This window comes from Marichromatium sp. PS1 (assembly GCF_041155115.1).
GTDB classification, from domain to species: domain Bacteria; phylum Pseudomonadota; class Gammaproteobacteria; order Chromatiales; family Chromatiaceae; genus Marichromatium; species Marichromatium gracile.
On the sequence record NZ_BAAFHB010000005.1, the window covers coordinates 556,600 to 576,550 of the forward strand.

18 protein-coding genes are annotated in these 19,951 nt (G+C 68.7%); 8 read left to right on the top strand and 10 right to left on the bottom strand.

Going from position 1 to position 19,951, the window contains the following annotated elements:
• Window positions 1–13 precede the first annotated feature (13 nt).
• Window positions 14–1,987 carry an amylosucrase gene (locus tag ACAM26_RS14785; RefSeq protein WP_123142623.1) on the top strand — a complete coding sequence of 658 codons (1,974 nt, stop codon included), beginning with the start codon at window positions 14–16 and terminating at the stop codon, window positions 1,985–1,987.
• Between the two features lie 28 nt (window positions 1,988–2,015).
• On the opposite strand, the gene ACAM26_RS14790 is transcribed toward ACAM26_RS14785, so the two are convergent.
• Window positions 2,016–2,693, bottom strand: a complete 678-nt coding sequence (locus ACAM26_RS14790) for a hypothetical protein (protein WP_123139673.1) — start codon at window positions 2,691–2,693, stop codon at window positions 2,016–2,018.
• Between the two features lie 524 nt (window positions 2,694–3,217).
• On the opposite strand from ACAM26_RS14790, the gene ilvB reads away from it, so the two are divergent.
• The 5 genes from ilvB to ACAM26_RS14815 all read left to right on the top strand — a co-directional run bounded on the left by ilvB (window position 3,218) and on the right by ACAM26_RS14815 (window position 8,882).
• Window positions 3,218–4,954 (top strand): biosynthetic-type acetolactate synthase large subunit, encoded by a 1,737-nt coding sequence (ilvB, locus tag ACAM26_RS14795; RefSeq protein WP_123142621.1) that lies wholly within the window; start codon window positions 3,218–3,220, stop codon window positions 4,952–4,954.
• 286 nt (window positions 4,955–5,240) lie between these two features.
• Window positions 5,241–7,424, top strand: coding sequence for a malate synthase G (locus tag ACAM26_RS14800; RefSeq protein WP_369613986.1), 2,184 nt, complete (start codon window positions 5,241–5,243; stop codon window positions 7,422–7,424).
• A gap of 196 nt (window positions 7,425–7,620) precedes the next feature.
• Complete coding sequence (locus ACAM26_RS14805) at window positions 7,621–7,962, top strand: TusE/DsrC/DsvC family sulfur relay protein (protein WP_123142619.1); 342 nt, start codon at window positions 7,621–7,623, stop codon at window positions 7,960–7,962.
• Between the two features lie 41 nt (window positions 7,963–8,003).
• Window positions 8,004–8,570: a protein disulfide oxidoreductase gene (locus ACAM26_RS14810; protein WP_123139669.1), complete on the top strand. Its 567-nt coding sequence runs from the start codon at window positions 8,004–8,006 to the stop codon at window positions 8,568–8,570.
• A 51-nt stretch (window positions 8,571–8,621) separates the two neighbouring features.
• Window positions 8,622–8,882: a zinc ribbon domain-containing protein gene (locus ACAM26_RS14815; RefSeq protein ID WP_123139668.1), complete on the top strand. Its 261-nt coding sequence runs from the start codon at window positions 8,622–8,624 to the stop codon at window positions 8,880–8,882.
• Between the two features lie 22 nt (window positions 8,883–8,904).
• On the opposite strand, the gene ACAM26_RS14820 is transcribed toward ACAM26_RS14815, so the two are convergent.
• From ACAM26_RS14820 to ACAM26_RS14840, 5 genes are all read right to left on the bottom strand, one after another.
• A complete protein-coding gene (locus tag ACAM26_RS14820; RefSeq protein WP_123139667.1) occupies window positions 8,905–9,777 on the bottom strand; it encodes a DMT family transporter in 873 nt (290 codons plus the stop codon).
• Entirely contained in the window at window positions 9,777–10,934 is a 1,158-nt protein-coding gene (locus ACAM26_RS14825) for a S1C family serine protease (RefSeq protein WP_369613987.1), read from the bottom strand. The genes ACAM26_RS14820 and ACAM26_RS14825 overlap by 1 nt, the downstream gene beginning before the upstream one ends.
• Before the next feature lie 69 nt (window positions 10,935–11,003).
• Window positions 11,004–12,077 carry an AI-2E family transporter gene (locus ACAM26_RS14830; RefSeq protein ID WP_123139666.1) on the bottom strand — a complete coding sequence of 358 codons (1,074 nt, stop codon included), beginning with the start codon at window positions 12,075–12,077 and terminating at the stop codon, window positions 11,004–11,006.
• Window positions 12,078–12,088: 11 nt separating this feature from the next.
• A complete protein-coding gene (locus tag ACAM26_RS14835; protein ID WP_123139763.1) occupies window positions 12,089–12,475 on the bottom strand; it encodes a hypothetical protein in 387 nt (128 codons plus the stop codon).
• A gap of 79 nt (window positions 12,476–12,554) precedes the next feature.
• The gene (locus ACAM26_RS14840) at window positions 12,555–13,472 is read right to left on the bottom strand and encodes a LysR substrate-binding domain-containing protein (RefSeq protein ID WP_123142615.1); all 918 of its coding nucleotides are present in this window, start codon (window positions 13,470–13,472) and stop codon (window positions 12,555–12,557) included.
• 413 nt (window positions 13,473–13,885) lie between these two features.
• Here ACAM26_RS14840 and ACAM26_RS14845 point away from each other — a divergent pair, with 413 nt between their 5' ends.
• Window positions 13,886–15,178, top strand: coding sequence for an OmpP1/FadL family transporter (locus tag ACAM26_RS14845; RefSeq protein WP_123139664.1), 1,293 nt, complete (start codon window positions 13,886–13,888; stop codon window positions 15,176–15,178).
• A 105-nt stretch (window positions 15,179–15,283) separates the two neighbouring features.
• Here ACAM26_RS14845 and ACAM26_RS14850 read toward each other — a convergent pair whose 3' ends face one another.
• The 3 genes from ACAM26_RS14850 to ACAM26_RS14860 form a co-directional block, all read right to left on the bottom strand.
• Complete coding sequence (locus ACAM26_RS14850) at window positions 15,284–15,763, bottom strand: DsrE/DsrF/DrsH-like family protein (RefSeq protein ID WP_123142614.1); 480 nt, start codon at window positions 15,761–15,763, stop codon at window positions 15,284–15,286.
• A gap of 68 nt (window positions 15,764–15,831) precedes the next feature.
• A complete protein-coding gene (locus ACAM26_RS14855; protein ID WP_062271871.1) occupies window positions 15,832–16,062 on the bottom strand; it encodes a sulfurtransferase TusA family protein in 231 nt (76 codons plus the stop codon).
• 146 nt (window positions 16,063–16,208) lie between these two features.
• A complete protein-coding gene (locus tag ACAM26_RS14860; RefSeq protein WP_062271873.1) occupies window positions 16,209–16,529 on the bottom strand; it encodes a rhodanese-like domain-containing protein in 321 nt (106 codons plus the stop codon).
• A 95-nt stretch (window positions 16,530–16,624) separates the two neighbouring features.
• On the opposite strand from ACAM26_RS14860, the gene cysG reads away from it, so the two are divergent.
• Window positions 16,625–18,046, top strand: coding sequence for a siroheme synthase CysG (gene cysG, locus ACAM26_RS14865; RefSeq protein ID WP_369613988.1), 1,422 nt, complete (start codon window positions 16,625–16,627; stop codon window positions 18,044–18,046).
• A 120-nt stretch (window positions 18,047–18,166) separates the two neighbouring features.
• On the opposite strand, the gene ACAM26_RS14870 is transcribed toward cysG, so the two are convergent.
• Window positions 18,167–19,729: a CHAD domain-containing protein gene (locus ACAM26_RS14870; RefSeq protein WP_369613989.1), complete on the bottom strand. Its 1,563-nt coding sequence runs from the start codon at window positions 19,727–19,729 to the stop codon at window positions 18,167–18,169.
• Window positions 19,730–19,951 lie beyond the last annotated feature (222 nt).

Consider the following 19,951-nt stretch of genomic DNA (forward strand, 5'->3'; position numbering starts at 1 on the left):
ATCTGGAGCATGCATGTACGAACAGGTTTCACACGCCCTGCTGAACGACATCCTCGATGCCTTCAGTCATCAGCTCAGACGTGAGGACCTCCGGCACTTTTATACCCGCCTGGGGGCGAACTTCTACGCCATTCACTCGCTGTTCGGGCACCTCTACGGGCACCGTCAGGACTTCAAGGAGCAGACGGTCCGGCTCACCGAGCGACTGGCGCGCGCCTATATCGAGCGCCCGGCGCCGCTCAAGGAACTCGACATGGCGCGCGAGGCCGACCACAACTGGTTTCTCGACCAACAGTGGGTGGGGATGGCGCTCTATGCCGACGGCTTCGCCGGCAACCTGCCGGGACTGATCGAGCGCCTGCCCTATCTGCAGGAACTCGGGGTCAACATGGTGCACGTGATGCCGATCCTGCGCTGTCCGCAGGGGGCGAGCGACGGCGGCTACGCGGTGAGCGACTTCCGCGACATCGACCCGCGCATGGGCACGGTCGAGGACGTGCGCGCGCTCGGCGCGCGGATGCGCGAGCGCGGCATGCTGCTGACCCTCGACGTGGTGGTCAACCACACCTCCGACGAGCACGACTGGGCGCGACGCGCGCGCGCCGGCGAGCGCGCCTTCCAGGACTTCTACTACACCTTCCCCAACCGCGACGTGCCCGACATGTTCGAGGCGACCATGCCGGAGATCTTCCCCGAGACCGCGCCGGGGAACTTCACCTGGGACGCCGAGATGCAGCGCTGGGTGATGACCGTCTTCAACAACTACCAGTGGGATCTGAACTACGCCAACCCGGCGGTGTTCATCGAGATGCTCGACATCATCCTGTTCTGGATCAACCAGGGCGCCGATATCATCCGCCTCGACGCCGTGGCCTTCCTGTGGAAGAAGATCGGCACCACCTCGCAGAACGAGCACGAGGCGCACCTGATCCTGCAACTGATGAAGGACTGCTGTCAGGTGGTCGCGCCGGGGCCGCTGTTCATCGCCGAGGCGATCGTCTCGCCCTCGGAGATCATCAAGTACTTCGGCGAGGACGCGGTGATCGCCAAGGAGTGCGAGATCGCCTACAACGCGACCTTCATGGCACTGCTGTGGGACGCGGTGGCGACCAAGAACGCCAAGCTGCTCAACCAGGGCATCCAGAGCCTGCCGCACAAGCTCGACCGCGCCACCTGGCTGAACTATGTGCGCTGTCACGACGACATCGGGCTCGGCTTCGACGACGCCGACATCCGCGCCAGCGACTACGACCCCTATCACCACCGGCGCTTCCTCATCGACTGGTTCACCGGGGTCTACGAAGGCTCGCCGGGGCGCGGACGCCCCTTCGGCGTCAACCCCAAGACCGGGGATGCGCGCATCTCCGGGGCGCTGGCCTCGCTCGCCGGGCTGGAGGCCGCGCTCGAGAGCGGCGATCAGCAGGCCATCGACCAGGCCGTCGACCTGATCCTCACCCTGCACGCGATGATCCTCTCCTTCGGCGGCATCCCGCTGATCTGGTACGGCGACGAGCTCGGCACCCTCAACGACAACTCCTTCCTCGAGGACGCCACCAAGGCCGGCGACAGCCGCTGGATCCATCGCCCGCGCATCGACTGGGGACGCGCCGAGCGCCGCCATCAGCCGGGGACGGTCGAGCAACGCATCTTCGACGGGCTGAGACAGCTGATCGAGGTACGCAAGCACACCCCGGCGTTCGCCGATTTCAACAACCGCGAGCTGATCGAGGTCGCCAACCCGCACCTGTTCGTCTTCCTGCGCGCCCACCCGACGCTGCAGAGCGGCGCGGTGGTGGTGGCGGCCAACTTCGACGCCAACCCGCAGTTCCTCGACCTCGACGTGCTCAATCAGCGCGGGCTGTTCCGCCAGGGCCAGATCGAGGACCTGATCACCGGCGAGTCACCGGCGCTGTTCAACAACCGCATGGTGATCCCGCCGTTCCACTTCTACTGGCTCACCAACCAGCGCGCACGCGCCCAGCTCTGAGCCGGGCGACACACCGACGCGAATCGGCTCAATACCCCCAGCCCCCCGGGTGGGGGTGCTGGGCCGGGTGGTGCGGCGGATAGGGCGCCGGCATCCCGCCATGCGGTGGATAGGGCGCGGCTGGATGACGCGGCGGGTAGTAACCCTGCGGCGGATACCAGGGCGTCTGCGGCGCGACCGGGGGCGCGGCGGGGACGGCGTCCTCGGTCGGCTCGAGGGCAACGGCCCCATCCGCCGCCGCCCCGGAGGTATCGGCCTGATCGGTGCTCGTGTCGACGCTGGTCGCAGGTTCGACGGCCTCCGTCTTCACCGTCAGCGTCTCGAGCGTCTCACCGTCGTCATCGCGCGTCTCGGCGTCGGGGTCGGGCGCGGCGACCTCCACAGCGGCGGCGCGACCCGTCTCCTCGCTCTGCGCCGGCTCGATCTCATCGACCAGCGCCGAGGCTTCCGGCTCGGCATCGACGTCCGGCGTCTCGCTGGCAGACTGCGTCTCTACCGCCGGCACGACCTCCGGGGCATGCACCACACGGCCGATCGGCGCCAGCGACGGTGCCTCACGCTTCGCCTGCGTCCACCACTCGGGATGGAAGTCCACCAGATAGACGTAGACGCCCCCGAGCAGGGTCGCCACCAGCACCGTGCGCACCAGCAACCGCTCCCAGTCGAGCCGGCGCAGACGGTCGAACAGATTCAACAGCTGTTTCATCACTCTCGTCGCGAGAACCCGGTCCGACAGACCAGGGGGATAGCTCCCGCCCGCAGGCGGCCTCTCTCGCTTACCTCCATCGTGATCGGCGCTATCTCTTCGGGTGAATGTGTCCGACGACCAGGCCGCCGGCACCGGGGATTGAACCGCGAAGCCGCCAGCGACACAAAGGGCTCGACGCTCAAAGCCCCGCCAGCGGTCTCTCTCCCGTCGTGGCGGCCCCTGACCGCACCCCCCCCTCGGGGGTACGGCGGTCCGGGCCGTACCGGGCGAAGCGAGTGACAGAGCACGACTTGAGGCCGAGCGGGAGTCTGGTCGCGCGGTCACGCATCCCAGTCTACGACGCTGGAGCAACAGCCAGCGACCAGCGGGGAGCTGGCGCCAGGATATCGAAAAAAGCCCTCCGCGCGTTCCGCGACCTCGCGGATCAATCCCGCAGGTCGCCGGCCGCCCTCTACCCTTCGTGGACGGAAGCGTTATTATGTAAGGTTTCCCACGATCAAGACCTTCGAGCAGACGCCGCCATGACGAACCCATCCCAGACAGGTGCCTCCATCTTCTTCGACGTGCTCGCCGATCTCGGGGTCGAGCACCTGTTCGGGCACACCGGCGGTGCCATCATCCCGCTGCACGTCGAACTCAACCGACGCATGCGCGCCGGCCAGGCGACGCCGCAGTTCGTCCTCTGTCGCCAGGAGGGCGGCGCCGGGCATGCCGCCGAGGGCTATGCCCGCGCCAGCGGTCGGGTGGGTGTCTGCATCGTCACCTCCGGCCCGGGCGCGACCAATCTCGCCACGCCGATCGCCGACGCCTACAAGGACTCGCTGCCGACCCTGTTCATCACCGGTCAGGTGCCGAGCGCGGCGATCGGCTCCGACGCCTTCCAGGAGGTCGACACCGTCGGCATGACCCGACCGATCTCCAAGCACAACTATCTGATCAAGGATGTCGGGGATCTCGAATGGGTGTTGCGCGAGGCCTATGAACTGGCCACCCATGGCCGCCCCGGCCCGGTGGTGATCGATCTGTGCAAGGACGTCCAGCTCACCGAGCGCACCAGCATCAACCCGCCGCGGATCCGTCACCGCGAGCAGCCGGCCTTCGACACCGCGCGGGCCGATGCCATCCTCGAGGCGCTGGCCAGCGCCGAGCGCCCGGTGATCAAGGCCGGCGGCGGGGTGATCCACGCCGATGCCGCCGCCCGGCTGGCGCAGCTGGCCGAGCGCTTCGAGGTGCCGGTGACCACCACCTTCAACGCCCTCGGCGCCCTGCCCTTCGAGATGCCGCACAACCTCGGCATGCCGGGGATGCACGGTACCATCCCGGCCAATTATGCACTGCGCGAGGCCGACTTCATCCTCAGCCTCGGCGGTCGCTTCGATGACCGTGTCGCGGTCAAGGGCTTCGCCGCCGGCAAGCGCATCGCCCATATCGACATCGACCCCTCGGAGATCGACAAGACCATCTCCAGTCATCTCAACCTGGTCGCGCCGCTCGACGTCTTCCTCGACCACGCGCTCGCCACCAACCGCTCGGCCCGCCACGCCGAGTGGCTCGCGCAGGTCAGCGCATGGCGCGAGCAGATGCCCAAGTCCTACGGCGAGGGCGACTACATCAAGCCGCAGGCGGCCATCGAGGTGATCTCCGAGCTCACCGAGGGCCTGGCCACCGTCTCCACCGGCGTCGGTCAGCACCAGATGTGGGCGGCGCAGTACTACCGCTTCCGCCGTCCGCGTCAGTGGATCAGCTCCGGCGGTCTCGGCACCATGGGCTTCGGCCTGCCGGCGGCGATCGGCGCCTGGTACGCCGACCCCGAGCACCCGGCGGTGCTGATCGACGGCGACGGCAGTTTCCAGATGAACATCCAGGAGCTCGGCACCGTGGTCGCCAACCGCATCCCGCTGAAGATGTTCGTGCTCAACAACAGCTTCCTCGGCATGGTGCGTCAGTGGGAGGACATGATGGACGGCGGTCTGCACTACGAGACCTGTCTGGCGCGCAACATCGACTGTCCGCCCGACTGCACCGAGCTCGACCAGACCTGCCGCCGCCAGATCCCCGATCTCAGCGGGCTCAAGCACGTCTACCCGGGGTTGAAGACGATCCGCATCCAGCATGTCGACGAGCTGCTCCCGGGCATCGCCGAGGCCCTCGCCGAGCCCGGCCCGGTGGTGGTCGACGTGTGGATCGACAAGGCCGAGAACGTGGTGCCCATGGTGCCGCCGGGCCAGGGTCTCAACGAGATGATCATCGACTGCTGAGTCCGCCCCCGTCCCCGGGCCGCGCGCCCGGGGCGACTTGCCCCGCCCCGCCCGTCCGACACCATTGCATTGTCATTGCGAATCCTCAAGCTTGAAAGAATCAATCACTGGATTGTTGCACCTGCGAAAAGCGACCTGATCTACTGCTGACCCTGGGTCGGACAGGCCATGCGTGCCCGTCCCGGGCGTGCGGCGTGCCGCGAGCGTGCGCCCCGGTCGGCCCGACGGCGACACCGAGGATCATCGAATCGCCCCTCGTCGCACGAGGGAGGGAGAGGTAGCTAGGATGAACGAACGCATCGAGATCGGCGGTCTGCGCATCGCCACGCCCCTGTACGCGCTGGTCCGCGACGAGATCGCGCCCGGCACCGGGATCGACCCCGAGGCCTTCTGGCACGCCTTCGCCGAGCTGGTCGGCGACCTGACGCCGCGCAACCGCGCGCTGCTCGCCACCCGCGACCGGCTGCAACGCCAGATCGACGACTGGCATCGCGCCCGTCGCGGCCAGCCGCACGACGCCGCGGCCTACCAGGCATTTCTCACCGAGATCGGCTATCTCCAGCCCGAGGGGCCAGACGTCCAGGTCGAGACCCGCGACGTCGACCCCGAGATCGCCGCGCTCGCCGGCCCCCAGCTGGTCGTCCCGGTGAGCAACGCCCGCTATGCGCTCAACGCCGCCAACGCCCGCTGGGGCAGCCTCTACGATGCGCTCTACGGCACCGACGCCATCGCCGAGGACGACGGCTGCGCGCGCGGCGCCGAGTACAACCCCAAGCGCGGCGCGGCGGTGGTGGCGCGCGCCGCCGAGCTGCTCGATCAGGCCGTGCCGCTCAACCGCGGCTCGCACAGCGACGCCTGCGGCTATCGGGTGCTCGACGGCACGCTGCTCGTCGACCTCCCCGACAACAGCCAGACGATGCCGCGCGACCCCGCCCAGTTCGCCGGCTATCGCGGCGACCCCGATCAGCCCGAGGCGATCCTGCTGGTCAACCACGGACTCCACATCGAGCTGGTGATCGACCCCGAGCGCGGGGTCGGGCGCGAGAGCAAGTCGGGGCTCGCTGACGTCCTGCTGGAGTCGGCGCTGACCACCATCCAGGACTGCGAGGACTCGGTCGCCGCGGTCGACACCGAGGACAAGGTCGGGGTCTATCGCAACTGGCTGGGGCTGATGAAGGGAACGCTCACGGCACGCTTCGACAAGGGCGGACGCAGCCTCGAGCGCAGTCTCGCCGAGGACCGTCACTACACCCGCCCCGACGGCGCCGCACTGACCCTGCCCGGGCGGGCGCTGATGCTGGTGCGCAACGTCGGCCACCTGATGACCACCGACGCGGTGCTCGACGCCGCCGGCGAGCCGGTGCCCGAGGGCATGCTCGACGGCATGGTGACCGCGCTGTGCGCGCTCCACGACATCCACCCCGAGCACGGCCGGCACCGCAACTCGCGCGCCGGCAGCCTCTATATCGTCAAGCCGAAGATGCACGGCCCCGAGGAGGTCGCCTTCGCCGTCGAGCTGTTCGCCCGCATCGAGGACGCCCTGGGGCTGGCGCGCAACACCCTCAAGATCGGCATCATGGACGAGGAGCGGCGCACCACGCTCAACCTCAAGGCATGCATCGGCGCCGCGCGCGAGCGGGTGATCTTCATCAACACCGGCTTCCTCGACCGCACCGGCGACGAGATCCACACCGACATGGAGGCCGGGCCGGTGCTGCGCAAGGCGGAGATGAAGCAGGCCGAGTGGCTGCGCGCCTACGAGGACTGGAACGTCGACGTCGGGCTGGCCTGCGGGCTGCGCGGACGCGCCCAGATCGGCAAGGGCATGTGGACCATGCCCGACGAGATGCGCGCCATGCTCGAGACCAAGCAGGCCCACCCCGCCGCCGGCGCCAACTGCGCCTGGGTGCCCTCGCCCACCGCCGCCACCCTGCACGCGCTGCACTATCACCAGATCGACGTCGCCGCGGTGCAGGCCGAGCTTGCCGCCAACGGCCCGCGCGCCCGGCTCGAACAGCTCCTCGAGATCCCGCTCGGCGACCCCGCCGGCTGGACCCCGGAGCAGATCCAGCAGGAGCTCGACAACAACTGCCAGGGCATCCTCGGCTATGTGGTGCGCTGGATCGACCAGGGCGTCGGCTGCTCCAAGGTGCCGGACATCACCGACGTCGGACTGATGGAGGACCGCGCCACCCTGCGCATCTCCAGCCAGCACCTGGCCAACTGGCTGCATCACGGGGTGGTCGATCGGGCCCAGGTGCGCGCCGCGCTTGAACGCATGGCCGCGGTGGTCGATGCCCAGAACGCCGCCGATCCCGACTACCGGCCGATGGCGCCCGGTTTCGACGGCGTCGCCTTCACCGCCGCCTGCGAGCTGATCTTCGCCGGACGCGAGGCGCCCAGCGGCTACACCGAGCCCACCCTCCATGCCATGCGCCGGCGCTTCAAGACGCAGCAGACCGCCGTCTGAACCCGCCCACCGCCCCGACCGCGCGTCGGGGCGGAACATCTCCAGCCCGCGCCTACACTAAGTCGGTACCGGTCCCGGTCCGCCACCCGCCGCGCGACCGGCGCGGGTCGCCCCAGCCTGGCCCGCGGGGAGGCGTCCATCAGGGAAGAGCCATCAGCGACAACGGGCGGCAGCCAACCACCACAGGAGCCAAGCCATGACCGCTACCCAGATCGCCGGTCGCGCGCTGGAGTTCGACAACAAGGGACACCTGGTGCACTTCGAGGACTGGGACCGCGAACTCGCCGAGGCCCTGGCCGAGGAGGAAGGACTGACCCTCGGCGAGTGCCACTGGAAGGTGATCGAATTTCTCCGCGCCTACTACGCGATGCACGAGATCCCGCCCTCGCCCAAGGTCGTGATCCGCAGCATCGGCAGCGAGGTCTCGGCCCACGTCCCCTGCACCCGCAAGCACCTCGAGGGGCTGTTCCCCGGCGGCGGCTGCAAGCAGGCCTGCCGGATCGCCGGACTGCCGCGCTACTATTGTCACTCCTGCTGACCCGATGAGCCGGGGCGCGCGACGCGCCCCGGCCCGAGCCGATGACCACACCCACCGACGCGAAGAAACCACGCCGCCGCCAGCTGTGGCGCTGGGGCCTCAACCTGCTGCTGTTCGTCGCCGCGCTCCAGGCGATCGACTGGTGGAAGACCCGGCCGCTGCCGAGCGGCGAGGCGCCACCGCTGCAGGGCATCGCCCTCGACGGCGAGAGACGCACGCTCGCCGACTATCGCGGCGCGCCGCTGCTGGTGCACTTCTGGGCGAGCTGGTGCCCGATCTGCCGGGTCAGCGAGGGCGCGATCGCCGCCGTCGCCGAGGACCACCAGGTACTGACGGTGGCGATGCAATCAGGCAGCGACGCCGACATCGCCGCCTATCTCGACGCCCAGGGGCTCGATCTGGTGGTCATCCCCGACCCCGACGGGGCGATCGCCGCGCGCTGGGGCGTCGGCGCGGTGCCGACCAGCTTCGTGCTCGACGCCACGGGCGCCATCCACAGCTCGACCATGGGGCTGAGCACCGCCCCGGGGCTGCGTGCCCGACTGTGGGCGGCGGCGCAGGGCGCACCCGCGGCGGAGACTTTGCCGCCCCCCGCGGCTCGCCTATAATCGCCCGCATTAGCATTCATCGATATACCAGACCAGACACGGAGTGCAGCGATGCCGACCTACGACTACCGTTGTGACGCCAACGACCGGGTGATCGAAGTCAGCCACCGCATGAGCGAGACCCTCTCGACCTGGGGCGAGCTGTGCGCGCGCGCCGGCATCGAGCCCGGCGACACCGCGCCCGAGGCGCCGGTACACCGTCTCGCCACCGGCGGCAACCTGGTGACCAGCACCAGCCTCGGCAGCGGCACCGCCCCGAGCTGCTGCCCCAGCGCCGGCGGCTGCTGCAGCAACGGCATGTGCGGGCTCTGAGCCGCGCCACGGCGCCGGGCGCTCAGCGCCCGCGCGCCACCAGCCACCCGGCGAGCAGGATCGCCCCGCCCCCCAGCAGTTCACGCCAGCCCAGCGCCTCGCCGGCCAGCCAGGCCGCGGACGCCACCCCCACCACCAGCTCGAGCAGCAGCACCAGCGCCGACAGCGCCAACGGCAGGCGCGCCATGCCGTACTGCAGCGCGGCCATCATCAGCCCCACCCATAGCGCGCCAATCAACAGCGCGACCAACACCGGCACGAGCGCCGAGGGCGGCGGGGTCCCCAGCACCAGCGCCAACCCCACCGCCAGCGGCGGCGCCAGCGCCCAGGCGGCGAGGTTGCGCACCGCCGCCGGCAGTGCGCGCGCGGCGCGCACCTGCACCGTGGTCAGCGCGAAACCGACCCCGGCGACCAGGCCGAGGGCGGCCCCCCGCCCGGCATCGTCCCCGGCGAGCGCGGCACCGCCGAGCAGCGTCCACACCCCGAGCAGCGCCACCACCAGCGCCGCCAGGGTGCGGCGCCTCGGGCGCTCGCCGAGCAGCGCCCAGCCGAGCAGCAGGGTCCACAGCGGGGCGAGATAGAAGAGGATCAGCACCGGCGCCACCGCGCCCTCGAGCACCCCGAGGCTGACGGCGAGCACCGAGCCCGCGGCGCTCGCGCCGATGCCGAGCAGCCGCCAGGGCGCGCGCCGCGCCACCGCCAGCTGATCGCGGGCGAACCACAGCCCGACCAGCGCCGCGCCGCCGTAGAACAGTGCCACCGCCCAGGGCCCGTCGACCCCGGCGCCGGCCACCAGCCGCAGCGGCAGCCAGTAGAGCCCGCACAGGGTGGCGCCGAGGATCAGCGCGAGCAGCGCCCGGCGCCGTTCAGCGATGACGGGGGCGGCGGCCGGCATCAGGCGTGCGGCAGGTCTCGCGGCAACCCGACCCCGGTCTGGGGCAGACCCTCGCCGAGGGTCACCGGCAACGAGAAGCGCTCGCCACCGCGCACCACCTCGAGTTCGATGCGATTGCCCGGGGCATAGTTGTCGAGCACGTCGAGCAGGTCATCGAGCGAGCGCACCCGTCGCCCGGCGGCGGCGACGATGAGATCGGCGGCGACCAGCTCGCCCTCGCGCGAGATCAGCGCCGAGCGCAGCCCGGCGGCGGCCGCCGGCGAGCCGGGGTCGACCTTGAGCACCACCACGCCGGCGGTGCCGAGCAGCGCGCCGACGCGCTCGCTGAGGGCGCGGTTGGTGACCACCCCCAGGGTCGGGCGCAGATAGCGCCCCTGGGCGATGAGCCGCGGCACCACCCGGTTGATGGTGTCGACCGGGACGGCGAAGCCGATCCCGGCGAAGCTGCCCGAGGGGCTGAAGATCGCGGTGTTCATGCCGATCAGACGCCCGGCGCTGTCGATCAGCGGGCCGCCGGAGTTGCCGGGGTTGATCGCCGCATCGGTCTGGATGAGGTGATCGATGGTGCGCCCGTCGTCGCCCGGGATGCTGCGATCGAGCGCCGAGATCACCCCGGCGGTGAGGGTGTAGTCGAGCCCGAAGGGGTTGCCGATGGCGAACACCTTCTGCCCCACCCGCAGGTCGTGACTGCTGCCGAGCGAGAGCGGCGGCGGACCGGCGATCGAGGTGGCGATGCGCAGCACGGCGATGTCGTGCTCGGGGCTGACCCCCACCAGCCGCGCGGCATAGGTGCGCTGATTGGAGAGACGGACATAGGCCGCCTCGATGTCGGCGACCACGTGATAGTTGGTCACCACATGCCCGGCGCGGTCCCAGACGAAGCCCGAGCCGGTGCCGCGCGGCACCTCGAGCACGTTGCGGGTGAGCAGATCGAGCACCCGTGCCGAGGTGGTGATATAGACCACCGAGGGGTTGGCGCGCTCGAAGATCGCGATGGTGGTGCGCTCGTCGGCGGCGAGTTCGCCGCGCGCCTCGATCTCGCGCGGCTCGGCGTAGTGGGCGAAGATCAGGTCCTCGACCCAGGGGCGCAGAAACAGCGCCACCAGGAAGAAGACCACGAACCAGAAGAGAAAGCGGGAGAGCGCGAAGGCGTGCATGGCGATGGCCGGCCGGTTGCTTCGGTCAGCAATTGTATACCGCAGCCGCTCGCCGGTGACCTCTCGGCCTCAGGCCGGGCTCGGCGGACCATCCTCGACGCCGCGCCGCGGCCAGGAGGAGAGGATCGCCTTGACCAGGGTCGCCAGCGGGATGGCGAAGAACACCCCCCAGAAACCCCACAGCCCGCCGAACACCAGGATGGCGACGATGATCGCCACCGGGTGTAGGTTGACCACCTCGGAGAACAGCAGCGGCACCAGCACGTTGCCGTCGAGCGCCTGGATGATGAAATAGGCCACCGTCAGCCAGGCGAAGGACGGTCCCCAGCCCCACTGGAACCAGGCCACCAGCAGTACCGGCACGGTGACCACCGAGGCGCCGATGTAGGGGATGATCACCGACAGCCCCACCAGCAGCGAGAGCAGCATCGCGTAGTTCAGGCCGAAGGCGTAGAAGGTGGCATAGCTCACCCCCCAGACCACCAGGATCTCCCACACCTTGCCGCGCACATAGTTGGAGATCTCGCGATCGACGTCCTTCCACACGTGCCCGGCGATGCCGCGATGACGCGGCAGCAGACGACGGAACCAGTCGAGGATCAGGTCCTTGTCCTTGAGGAAGAAGAACACCAGCAGCGGCATCAGGATCAGATAGACCATCACCGTGATCACCCCGACCACGCTCGCCAGCGACCACGACAGCACCTGCTGGCCGAAGGAGATGACCTCGGAGCGGATCGCCGCGATCAGCTCCTCGACCTGCTCGACGGTGACCAGCTCGGGGTACTGCTGCGGCAGCGCCAGCAGCGCGTCGGTGCCCTCGGCGATCATCGAGGGCAGCTGCTGGACCAGCTCGGTGATCTGGCGCGAGACCAGCGGCATCACCCCGAACAGCACCAGGGCGACGAAGGCGATGAACAGCAGGTAGACCACCAGCACGGCGGGCAGGCGCGGCATGCCGCGGCGCTCGAAATAGCCGGCGAGCCCCTCGAGCAGATAGGCGATGACGATGCTCGCGAGCACCGGCGCGAGCGCGTCGCCGAGGAAGAAGACCACGGCGAAGACCACCAGCAGCAGCAGCGCGAGAAACACCACCTGAGGGTCGGAGAAATGACGACGGAACCAGTCGGTGATGATGTTCATGGGTCGGGGGCTCAATCCTGCACGGGCTCACTGGCCCGCAGTTGCTGATAGTAACGCTCGAACAGGGCCTCCAGGTCGTCGATCACCGCCGGCGCCGGGCGCCCCTGCAGCACGTGCTCGGACATCAGCGCCGAGGTCTCCTCGAGCATGGCCGCGCGATCGAGCATGGGATAGCCGCGCGACAGCCGCTTGATCGCCGCCACCACGCTCTCGCCCTCGGGGCGCGGCTCGGGGGCGGGTTCGGGCTCGAGGACGGCCGTCTCGTCGAGGCGAGCGGCGCGATCGGCCAGGAACTCGGCGAAGGCGAGCAGGGTCTCGCGCTCGGCGGCGGGCAGCGCACGGAACAGTCGCAGCAGCCGGGTGGCGGATGCGGAGCGCGGGGTGATCGGCGTCAGCATACACGCGCGCCCCGCCCGGAGCACCGTCGCGCGCACCGCGCCGGCTCGCTCGACGCGGCACGGCGGACGTGGAGCAGAGTCATGATTCGTCCTGGGACTGATAGTGGACCTGGAAGTAGGTGCGCGCGAAGTCGAACAGCTCATCCACCACGCGCAGCCGGAACTTCTGTTTCTGGTGCACGAATGAGAACGGACGATAGAGCGGGGGGTCAAGCGGAACGGCCGCCAGGGTGCCGAGCTTGAGCTCCTTGGCGATGGTGGCGCTGGAGAGCACCGAGACCCCCATCCCGACCTCGACCGCACCCTTCACCGCCTCCGGGCTGCCCAACTCCAGCACCACCTTGAGCGCCTCGAGACAGAAGCCCTGTTCGCGCAGGTACTCGCGGATCACGTTGCGCGTCCCCGAACCCTCCTCGCGACAGATAAACGGATGTTCGAGCAGGCGCTCGAAGGGGACCGCCTCGAGCGCGGCGAGCGGGTGTCCCGGGGGCATGATCGCCACCAGGCGATCGCGCTGACAGGACTCGACGACCAGATTCTTGTTGCCCACCGGGGCCTCGACGATACCGAGATCGATGGCGTTGGTCTCGACCAGCGAGACCACGGTGTCGGTGTTGGCGACCTTGAGCTGGATGGAGACGTCGGGATAGCGCGCCTTGAACTCGCCGAGCAAGGGGGGCAGCAGATACTCGGCGATGGTGGTGCTGGCGCCGATGGTGAGGGTGCCGCTGACCTCGCCGGTGATCTCGCGCACCGCATTCTCCATCTCGGCATAGAGCTCGAAGATGCGGTCGGCGGCCTCGAAGACCACCCGCCCGGCGTCGGTCAGGCTGATGCGGTTGTGGGTACGATCGAACAACCGGGTGTCGAACTGCTCCTCGAGCTGACGCACCTGAAAGGTGACCGCCGGCTGGGTCATGTGCAAGGCCTCGGCTGCCTTGGTGAAACTCAACAAGCGTGCAACCGTATGGAACACCTGGAGTCTGCGATCCGCCATCTCGATCCGGGCCTGATCCGATTTGCCTGAATAAAAAATGCTTATATCACAATGAGCTGATATCCACACCCCCGAGATCAGCCATTCCGCCCGAACGGCGCCACCGTACACCCTTGGTATTCGGGCAGCGCACGCACCGCTGATTCCCTCAATCCATGGGTGGATTAGCGTCAGCGCTTCGCATACAGTTGTGCGCCGCCGCCCGGGAGTAACAGAACGGCAACATGGCGCAACCCGTATCCCGTCCGTGCGCCCGCTGCATGTCGGCGGTTCTCGCGAACCCGCTGCTGTTTCGCCCGACCGGCTCCGCGGTCGAGAAGACCGTCCCGAGACGGCACCGACACGGTCACCGGCCAACAGAGATCATCGTCGATTCGACCTCATCCAGAGACAGCAAGCACAGAGGGATATCCATGTTCCAACGCCAGCTCCCCCATGCGGTCGCCCTGACCGCAGCCGTCGGCGCATTCGCCGTCCAGGCCCCGGCACAGGCCGCCGGCTTCGCCCTGCCCGAGGCATCGATCGCCGGTCTCGGTACCGCCAACGCCATGGTCGCCAACCCCGACGAGACCGGCGCCTTCGCCTACAACCCGGCGGCGATCGCCTTCCATGACAACTCCAGCATCGCCGTCGGCGGGCTGCTGATCAGCCCGTCCTTCTCGGTGCGTACCGCCAGCGGCGAGCACGAGAGCCAGGGCGCCGACTGGCTCGCCACCCCGCAGATGCAGATCGCCGCACGGATCAACGAGCGCTGGAGCCTCGGACTCGGGGTGAGTGCACCCTTCGGGCTCGAGACCCGCTGGGAGGACGGCACCTTCCCGGCGGTCAGCGGCACCCGCACCCTCGCCGTCCCGGCACCGCTCGACCCCGAGGTTCCGCTCGGCCAGCCGACCGCGAGCAAGCTCGAGGTGATCCAGATCGCCCCGACGGTGGCCTACCGGGTCAACGACGCGCTCAGCGTCTCGGCCGGACTCGATCTCTACTGGGGCAAGAGCGCCAAGCTCAACTCCACCGCCGGACAGCTCAGCGGCGACGGCGCCGGGGTCGGCTTCAACCTCAGCGCGCTCTACGTCCAGGGCCCCTGGAGCCTGGGCGCCTCCTTCCACTCCGCCTCCAGCGTCGGTCTCGACGGTCACTATGTCGCCAACAGCCAGACCCTGGTCGCGATCGGCGCAGCCGAGCAGAGCCAGGCGGCCAAGATCGACTTCGACCTGCCCTGGCGCCTGCAGCTCGGCGTGCGCTATGAGTTCAACCCGCAGCTCGCCGTCGAGTTCGACTGGACCCGCACCGGCTGGACCGAGTTCGACACCCTGGAGATCAAGGGCCGCACCACCGGCGATCTGATCTTCGCCGACACCAACGGCTGGACCGACACCAACGCCTACCGTCTCGGCGTGACCTATCAGCTGCGTCCCGACACCCAGTTGCGCTTCGGCTACGCCTTCGACGAGACCGGACAGGGCGACGACCACTTCAGCGCCCGTGTGCCGGACAACGATCGTCATCTGTTCAGCATCGGCGTGGCGCACAGCCTCGACCGCGGCCTCTCGCTCGAGGCCGGCTACATGTACGTGATGGCCGAGGATCGCAACTATCGCAGCAACACCGCCTACAGCGGCCACGGCGTCAACGGTACCGATGCCCTCGACGGCGACTACGAGATGGATGCCCACATCTTCGGTCTCGAGCTGGTCAAGGTCTTCTAGGAGCGTCAGGAGCCGGGCGCGGGGACCGATCGTCGGCCCGCGCCGGAAACGAAAAACGCCGCCCGTGCGGGCGGCGTTCGAAGACAGCGGCAAGGGTTCGCCGAGTCAGATATAAAGACAGATATCGCTTTCGCCGGCGAACTCGAAGAAGGACGTGGCCCCCGCGTACTCGACCCCATCGATGAAGTCATCGGTGTCCATGTCGAAGAGATCGACGGTCATCTGACAGGCAACCAGCTTGACCTCGGCCTCGAGACAGAGTTCGCGCAGCTCCTCGATGCTCGCCACGCCCTTGCTCTGCATCTTCTTCTTCATCATCGCGGTCATCATGCCCTGCATACCGGGCAGCGCCAGCCCCAGCACCGGGAACCACTTGTCCATGCCCAGCGGCATCGGCATCCCCGGGTTGCCCAGCGGCGTGACCTCGAGCTTCGGCTCCTTTTTCAACAGCTGCAGCCCGTAGAAGGTGCAGAAGATCTGGGTCTCGTAGCCCAGTGCCGCCGCGGTGGACGCCAGGATGAAGGGCGGATAGGCCCAATCGAGCGAACCCTTGGTGGCGATGATCGCCAACTTCTTGTCTTCCATTCAGTCCTCCTCGTGGGTCACATCGAGGCGCGCGTGCATCGCGCGCGATACAGCCGGCGTCGAAACCGTCAGGACTTCTTGATCAGGAAGTGGAACTTGCCCCCATCCTCCTTGGATTCCATCAGCTCATTGCCGGTCTGCTTGGCAAAGGCGTCGAAGTCGCGCACCGAGCCCGGATCGGTCGCCACCACATGGAGTACCTGACCGGCACTCATCGCGTTCAGGGTCTTCTTGGCGCGCAGGATCGGCAACGGGCAGTTGAGGCCGCTCGCGTCGAGTTCTTGGTCGAAGTCTGCCATCGGGTACCTCCGGTTCGGGGGCTGGTGGGTGAAAGAACGGGTGTGAATCAGAGGGTTCGGCGTCATAGGCGAACCCCAATTAAAAAGGCAACATATCAGGTTGATGAGTCAACCGTTTCCTGATCAGCAAAGCCCTGACGCCAGCTTCATGCAGGTGGCGCGACCGGATAACCGTGGCGTGCCCAGGCAATGATCCCGCCACGCAGATTGATGACGCGGTCATAGCCCTGCTGCTGCATGTAGGCACAGGCCTGATAGGAACGCGCACCACTGCGGCAGTAGAGCACGATATCGCGATCGCGCGGCAGTTCGGCGAGACGCAGCGGGATCAGGTGCATCGGCAATTGCATCGCATCGGGAATCATGCCCTGTGCCATTTCGGCGGGCGTGCGGATGTCGACCAGTAACTGATCCGCTCCATCGCTGATGCGTTGCTGTAATGATTCGGAGTCGATCTCGTTGATCACCGGGGCTTCTACCACAATTCTAAGTATTTAAGTATATTAATGACTTTTGACAACCAACTCAATGACGCTGTGGGGCCTAAACCCCTGAGATGACCATGGAACTTCTCCCCATCTTTCTCGACATGCAGGGGCAGCCCTGTCTGGTGGTCGGCGGCGGCACCACGGCGGCACGCAAGGCCGGCAACCTGCTGCGCGCGGGCGCCGAGCTCACCCTGATCTCCCCGACCCTGAGCGATGAACTCGCCGAGCTGGCCGAGAGCGGCCGACTGCGCCATCTCGCGCGCTGCTTCGCGCCCGAGGACATCCCCGGCAACCGGCTGGTGATCGCCGCCACCGATGACCGCGACACCAATCATCGCATCGCCGAGATCGCCAAGGGACACGGCATCCCGGTCAACGTGGTCGACGACCCCGAGGCCTGCAGCTTCCTGCTGCCCTCGATCGTCGATCGCTCGCCGGTGGTGATCGCCGTCTCCACCGGGCGCGCCTCGCCGGTGCTCGCCCGATTGCTGCGTACCCGGCTCGAGGGGCTGATCCCGGCCGGCTACGGGCGGCTCGCCGAACTCTGTCGCCGCTACCGCGCGCCGGTCAAGCAACGTTTCGACGACGCCCGCGACCGACGCCGGTTCTGGGACCGGGTGCTGCTCGGCGGGGTCGCCGAGCGTATCTTCGCCGGCCAGCAGGACGCCGCCGAGCGACTGATCCGCCAGGAGCTCGACGCCGACCCCGAGCACAGCGAGCTGGGCGAGGTCTATCTGGTCGGCGCCGGTCCCGGCGACCCCGATCTGCTCACCTTCCGCGCGCTGCGGCTGATGCAGCAGGCCGACGTGGTGGTCTACGACCGTCTGGTCTCCACCCCGATCCTGGAGATGACCCGCCGCGACGCGCGCCGCATCTATGTCGGCAAGCAGCGCAACCATCACGCCATGCGTCAGGAGGAGATCAACCGGCTGCTCGCCGAGCTGGCCAAGGACGGGCACCGGGTGCTGCGTCTCAAGGGTGGTGATCCCTTCATCTTCGGGCGCGGCGGCGAGGAGATCGACACCCTCGCCGCCGAGGGCGTGCCCTTCCAGGTCATCCCCGGGATCACCGCCGCCTCCGGCTGCGCCTGCTACAGCGGCATCCCGCTGACCCACAGAGACTACGCGCAATCGGTGACCTTCGTCACCGGGCATCTCAAGGACGGCACCATCGACCTCAACTGGCCGGCGCTCGCCCAGCCCAACCAGACGGTGGTCTTCTACATGGGGTTGGCGGGGCTGCCGGTGATCGTCGAGCGACTGCGCGAGCACGGCGTGGCGGGCGACATGCCGGTGGCGCTGGTGCAACAGGGCACCACCCACATGCACCGGGTCTATGCCGGCACGCTCTCGACCATCGTCGAGCAGCTCGCCGCCGATCCGCCGGAGCCGCCGACGCTGATCATCGTCGGCGAGGTGGTGCGCCTCCATGACAAGCTCGGCTGGTTCGAACCGCCCGAGACCGCCGCCCCGGCCACCAGCGCGCCGATCCCCTGAGCGTTCGCGCACCGAGCCACGCCAGCGGGCGCGGCTCGACGGCCTGATCGTCTCGGGTTCGGCGAGCGCCGCCGCTCGCACCCCAGCGGCGCCAGCACAACGACTGAGGCCGCAGCCGGGTCAGCCCCCGAACAGCGCCTTCAACCGCGCCCGCGACGACTTCGCGCGAAACGCCCCGAAGACCTCGTCGAAGGCGGCGCGATCGTCGCGCTGCTGCGCCAGCAACTGGCCGACCAGGGCGCCGATGGCGAGCAGGGTGTCGCTGTCGGCCTCGCCCGCCTCGAACATCCGTCGCGCCAACAGGCGCAGACGCTCGGCCTGCACCGCCCGATCCTGGAAACCGCCGAGGTTGTCAAGGAGGTCCTTGGTCTGACGGATCGACTTGCGGATCTCGCGACGCGGATAGAGGCTGTGGAAGAACTCCATCATGTAACGCAGCTTCTTGCAGCGCTTGCGCAGCGCATGCAGCGCCTCCGGCGGTGAGTCCGCGCCGATCGCCGCGCCCTCGCGCAACACCTGGCGCGCCAGCCGCCGCAGCCGGGCGGCGACCACCGTCTTGACCGGTCGCCGCGCGGCGGGACCCAGCGCCTCGGGCGCGAGCGGGGTGTCGAGGAAGTCGTGCCAGTCGGCGAGCAGCCGCGCGCACGTCTCGCCGCCGAGTTCGTCGGCCAGCGCCCGCTGCGCCGCGGCGTGATCGGCGTGCAGACGCTCACCCAGGGGATCGAGGGCGCCGCGCAGCGCCTCGGGCAGCCCGGCACGCTGGTGCGCGAACTGCTCGAGCTGGACGTCGAGATCGCGCACCGGCCCGGTGACCCGCTGCAGCCAGGCAAACCCCTCGCGAAAAGGCCGCAGCCGCGTCTCCGGGAAGATCGCCCCGAGCTGACCGAGCGCCGAGCGGGTGCGCCGGGTCGCCACCCGCAGATCATGGAGGAACTCGGGATCGATCGCCTCGCGCGCGCCCTCGACATTGGCCTCGAGCGTCCCGAGCAGCTCGCGCAGCACCGCGCGCGCGGCCTCTTCGGCACGGGTCTCGGGAGCGATATCGAGATCGAGCTTGGAGGAATAATCGCCCGGATAGCGTCCGATCGCCGCGAGCGCCTCGACCACCACCGAGACCCTGGCCGGGCGCAGCGCGAGCGTCCGTTCGAGCCCGTCGATCAGACGCTCGCGCTGGCGCCGCGCGCCCTGACCGGGCAGCACCCGCAACCGCGGCGCCAAGGCCCCCGCCGCCGCGCCGTTCGGGTCGCGATAGCGGGTGCGCTCGATGGCGAACCTGAGCAGGGTATGATCGTCGTCACCCAGCACGCGATGGATCTCGGCCCGGGTGTCGAGCTGTATCAGCGGCAACAGACGACGCCCCCCGCAGCAGCCGAGCAGCCGCTCGCGCAGCGCCCCCGCCGGGAGATGCGCCGGGAAGTCCGGTGGCGCGTCGAGCTCGAGCACCAGCTGGCGCTCGCGCGGATCGAGCGGCAGGCGGATCAGGTGCCAGCGTGGGCCGCGCCCCTGACAGGCGAGCATGGCGCCGTCGCCATGGACCGCCCAATCGAAGGTGTCGTAATGGATTCGTCGGGTCGATTCGGTCGAGGACGGCGCCAGCCGCCCCTGCCCCCGGACCCAGGTCTCGAGACGTGCGAGCGAGACATCCGCGGGCAACAGATAGTCATCAGATTCCGATTCGCGCATGAACAGCTCCTGCAGACGGCACCGGCCCCGATTGACACAGCAACCGCTGGCGCGAGGCGTGCATTCAACGGGGTGTCGGTGTCATTATGGAAAATTTTCCGGGCAAGGGTGTGCCGGTCCGGCCCGCAGAATCGGAATCGTCACCATTTTGGGCTAGGGTCAATGGAACCGGCGGCGCGGCGACGCGCCCTAAATCCATCGACCTCATCCCGAAATCCATAC

What these genes read in the sequence shown, in the direction of transcription:
- ACAM26_RS14785 (WP_123142623.1), top strand. Translation starts at nt 14, where the DNA reads ATGTACGAACAGGTTTCACACGCCCTGCTGAACGACATCCTCGATGCC.
- ACAM26_RS14790 (WP_123139673.1), bottom strand. Translation starts at nt 2,693, where the DNA reads ATGAAACAGCTGTTGAATCTGTTCGACCGTCTGCGCCGGCTCGACTGG.
- ilvB (WP_123142621.1), top strand. Translation starts at nt 3,218, where the DNA reads ATGACGAACCCATCCCAGACAGGTGCCTCCATCTTCTTCGACGTGCTC.
- ACAM26_RS14800 (WP_369613986.1), top strand. Translation starts at nt 5,241, where the DNA reads ATGAACGAACGCATCGAGATCGGCGGTCTGCGCATCGCCACGCCCCTG.
- ACAM26_RS14805 (WP_123142619.1), top strand. Translation starts at nt 7,621, where the DNA reads ATGACCGCTACCCAGATCGCCGGTCGCGCGCTGGAGTTCGACAACAAG.
- ACAM26_RS14810 (WP_123139669.1), top strand. Translation starts at nt 8,004, where the DNA reads ATGACCACACCCACCGACGCGAAGAAACCACGCCGCCGCCAGCTGTGG.
- ACAM26_RS14815 (WP_123139668.1), top strand. Translation starts at nt 8,622, where the DNA reads ATGCCGACCTACGACTACCGTTGTGACGCCAACGACCGGGTGATCGAA.
- ACAM26_RS14820 (WP_123139667.1), bottom strand. Translation starts at nt 9,777, where the DNA reads ATGCCGGCCGCCGCCCCCGTCATCGCTGAACGGCGCCGGGCGCTGCTC.
- ACAM26_RS14825 (WP_369613987.1), bottom strand. Translation starts at nt 10,934, where the DNA reads ATGCACGCCTTCGCGCTCTCCCGCTTTCTCTTCTGGTTCGTGGTCTTC.
- ACAM26_RS14830 (WP_123139666.1), bottom strand. Translation starts at nt 12,077, where the DNA reads ATGAACATCATCACCGACTGGTTCCGTCGTCATTTCTCCGACCCTCAG.
- ACAM26_RS14835 (WP_123139763.1), bottom strand. Translation starts at nt 12,475, where the DNA reads ATGCTGACGCCGATCACCCCGCGCTCCGCATCCGCCACCCGGCTGCTG.
- ACAM26_RS14840 (WP_123142615.1), bottom strand. Translation starts at nt 13,472, where the DNA reads ATGGCGGATCGCAGACTCCAGGTGTTCCATACGGTTGCACGCTTGTTG.
- ACAM26_RS14845 (WP_123139664.1), top strand. Translation starts at nt 13,886, where the DNA reads ATGTTCCAACGCCAGCTCCCCCATGCGGTCGCCCTGACCGCAGCCGTC.
- ACAM26_RS14850 (WP_123142614.1), bottom strand. Translation starts at nt 15,763, where the DNA reads ATGGAAGACAAGAAGTTGGCGATCATCGCCACCAAGGGTTCGCTCGAT.
- ACAM26_RS14855 (WP_062271871.1), bottom strand. Translation starts at nt 16,062, where the DNA reads ATGGCAGACTTCGACCAAGAACTCGACGCGAGCGGCCTCAACTGCCCG.
- cysG (WP_369613988.1), top strand. Translation starts at nt 16,625, where the DNA reads ATGGAACTTCTCCCCATCTTTCTCGACATGCAGGGGCAGCCCTGTCTG.
- ACAM26_RS14870 (WP_369613989.1), bottom strand. Translation starts at nt 19,729, where the DNA reads ATGCGCGAATCGGAATCTGATGACTATCTGTTGCCCGCGGATGTCTCG.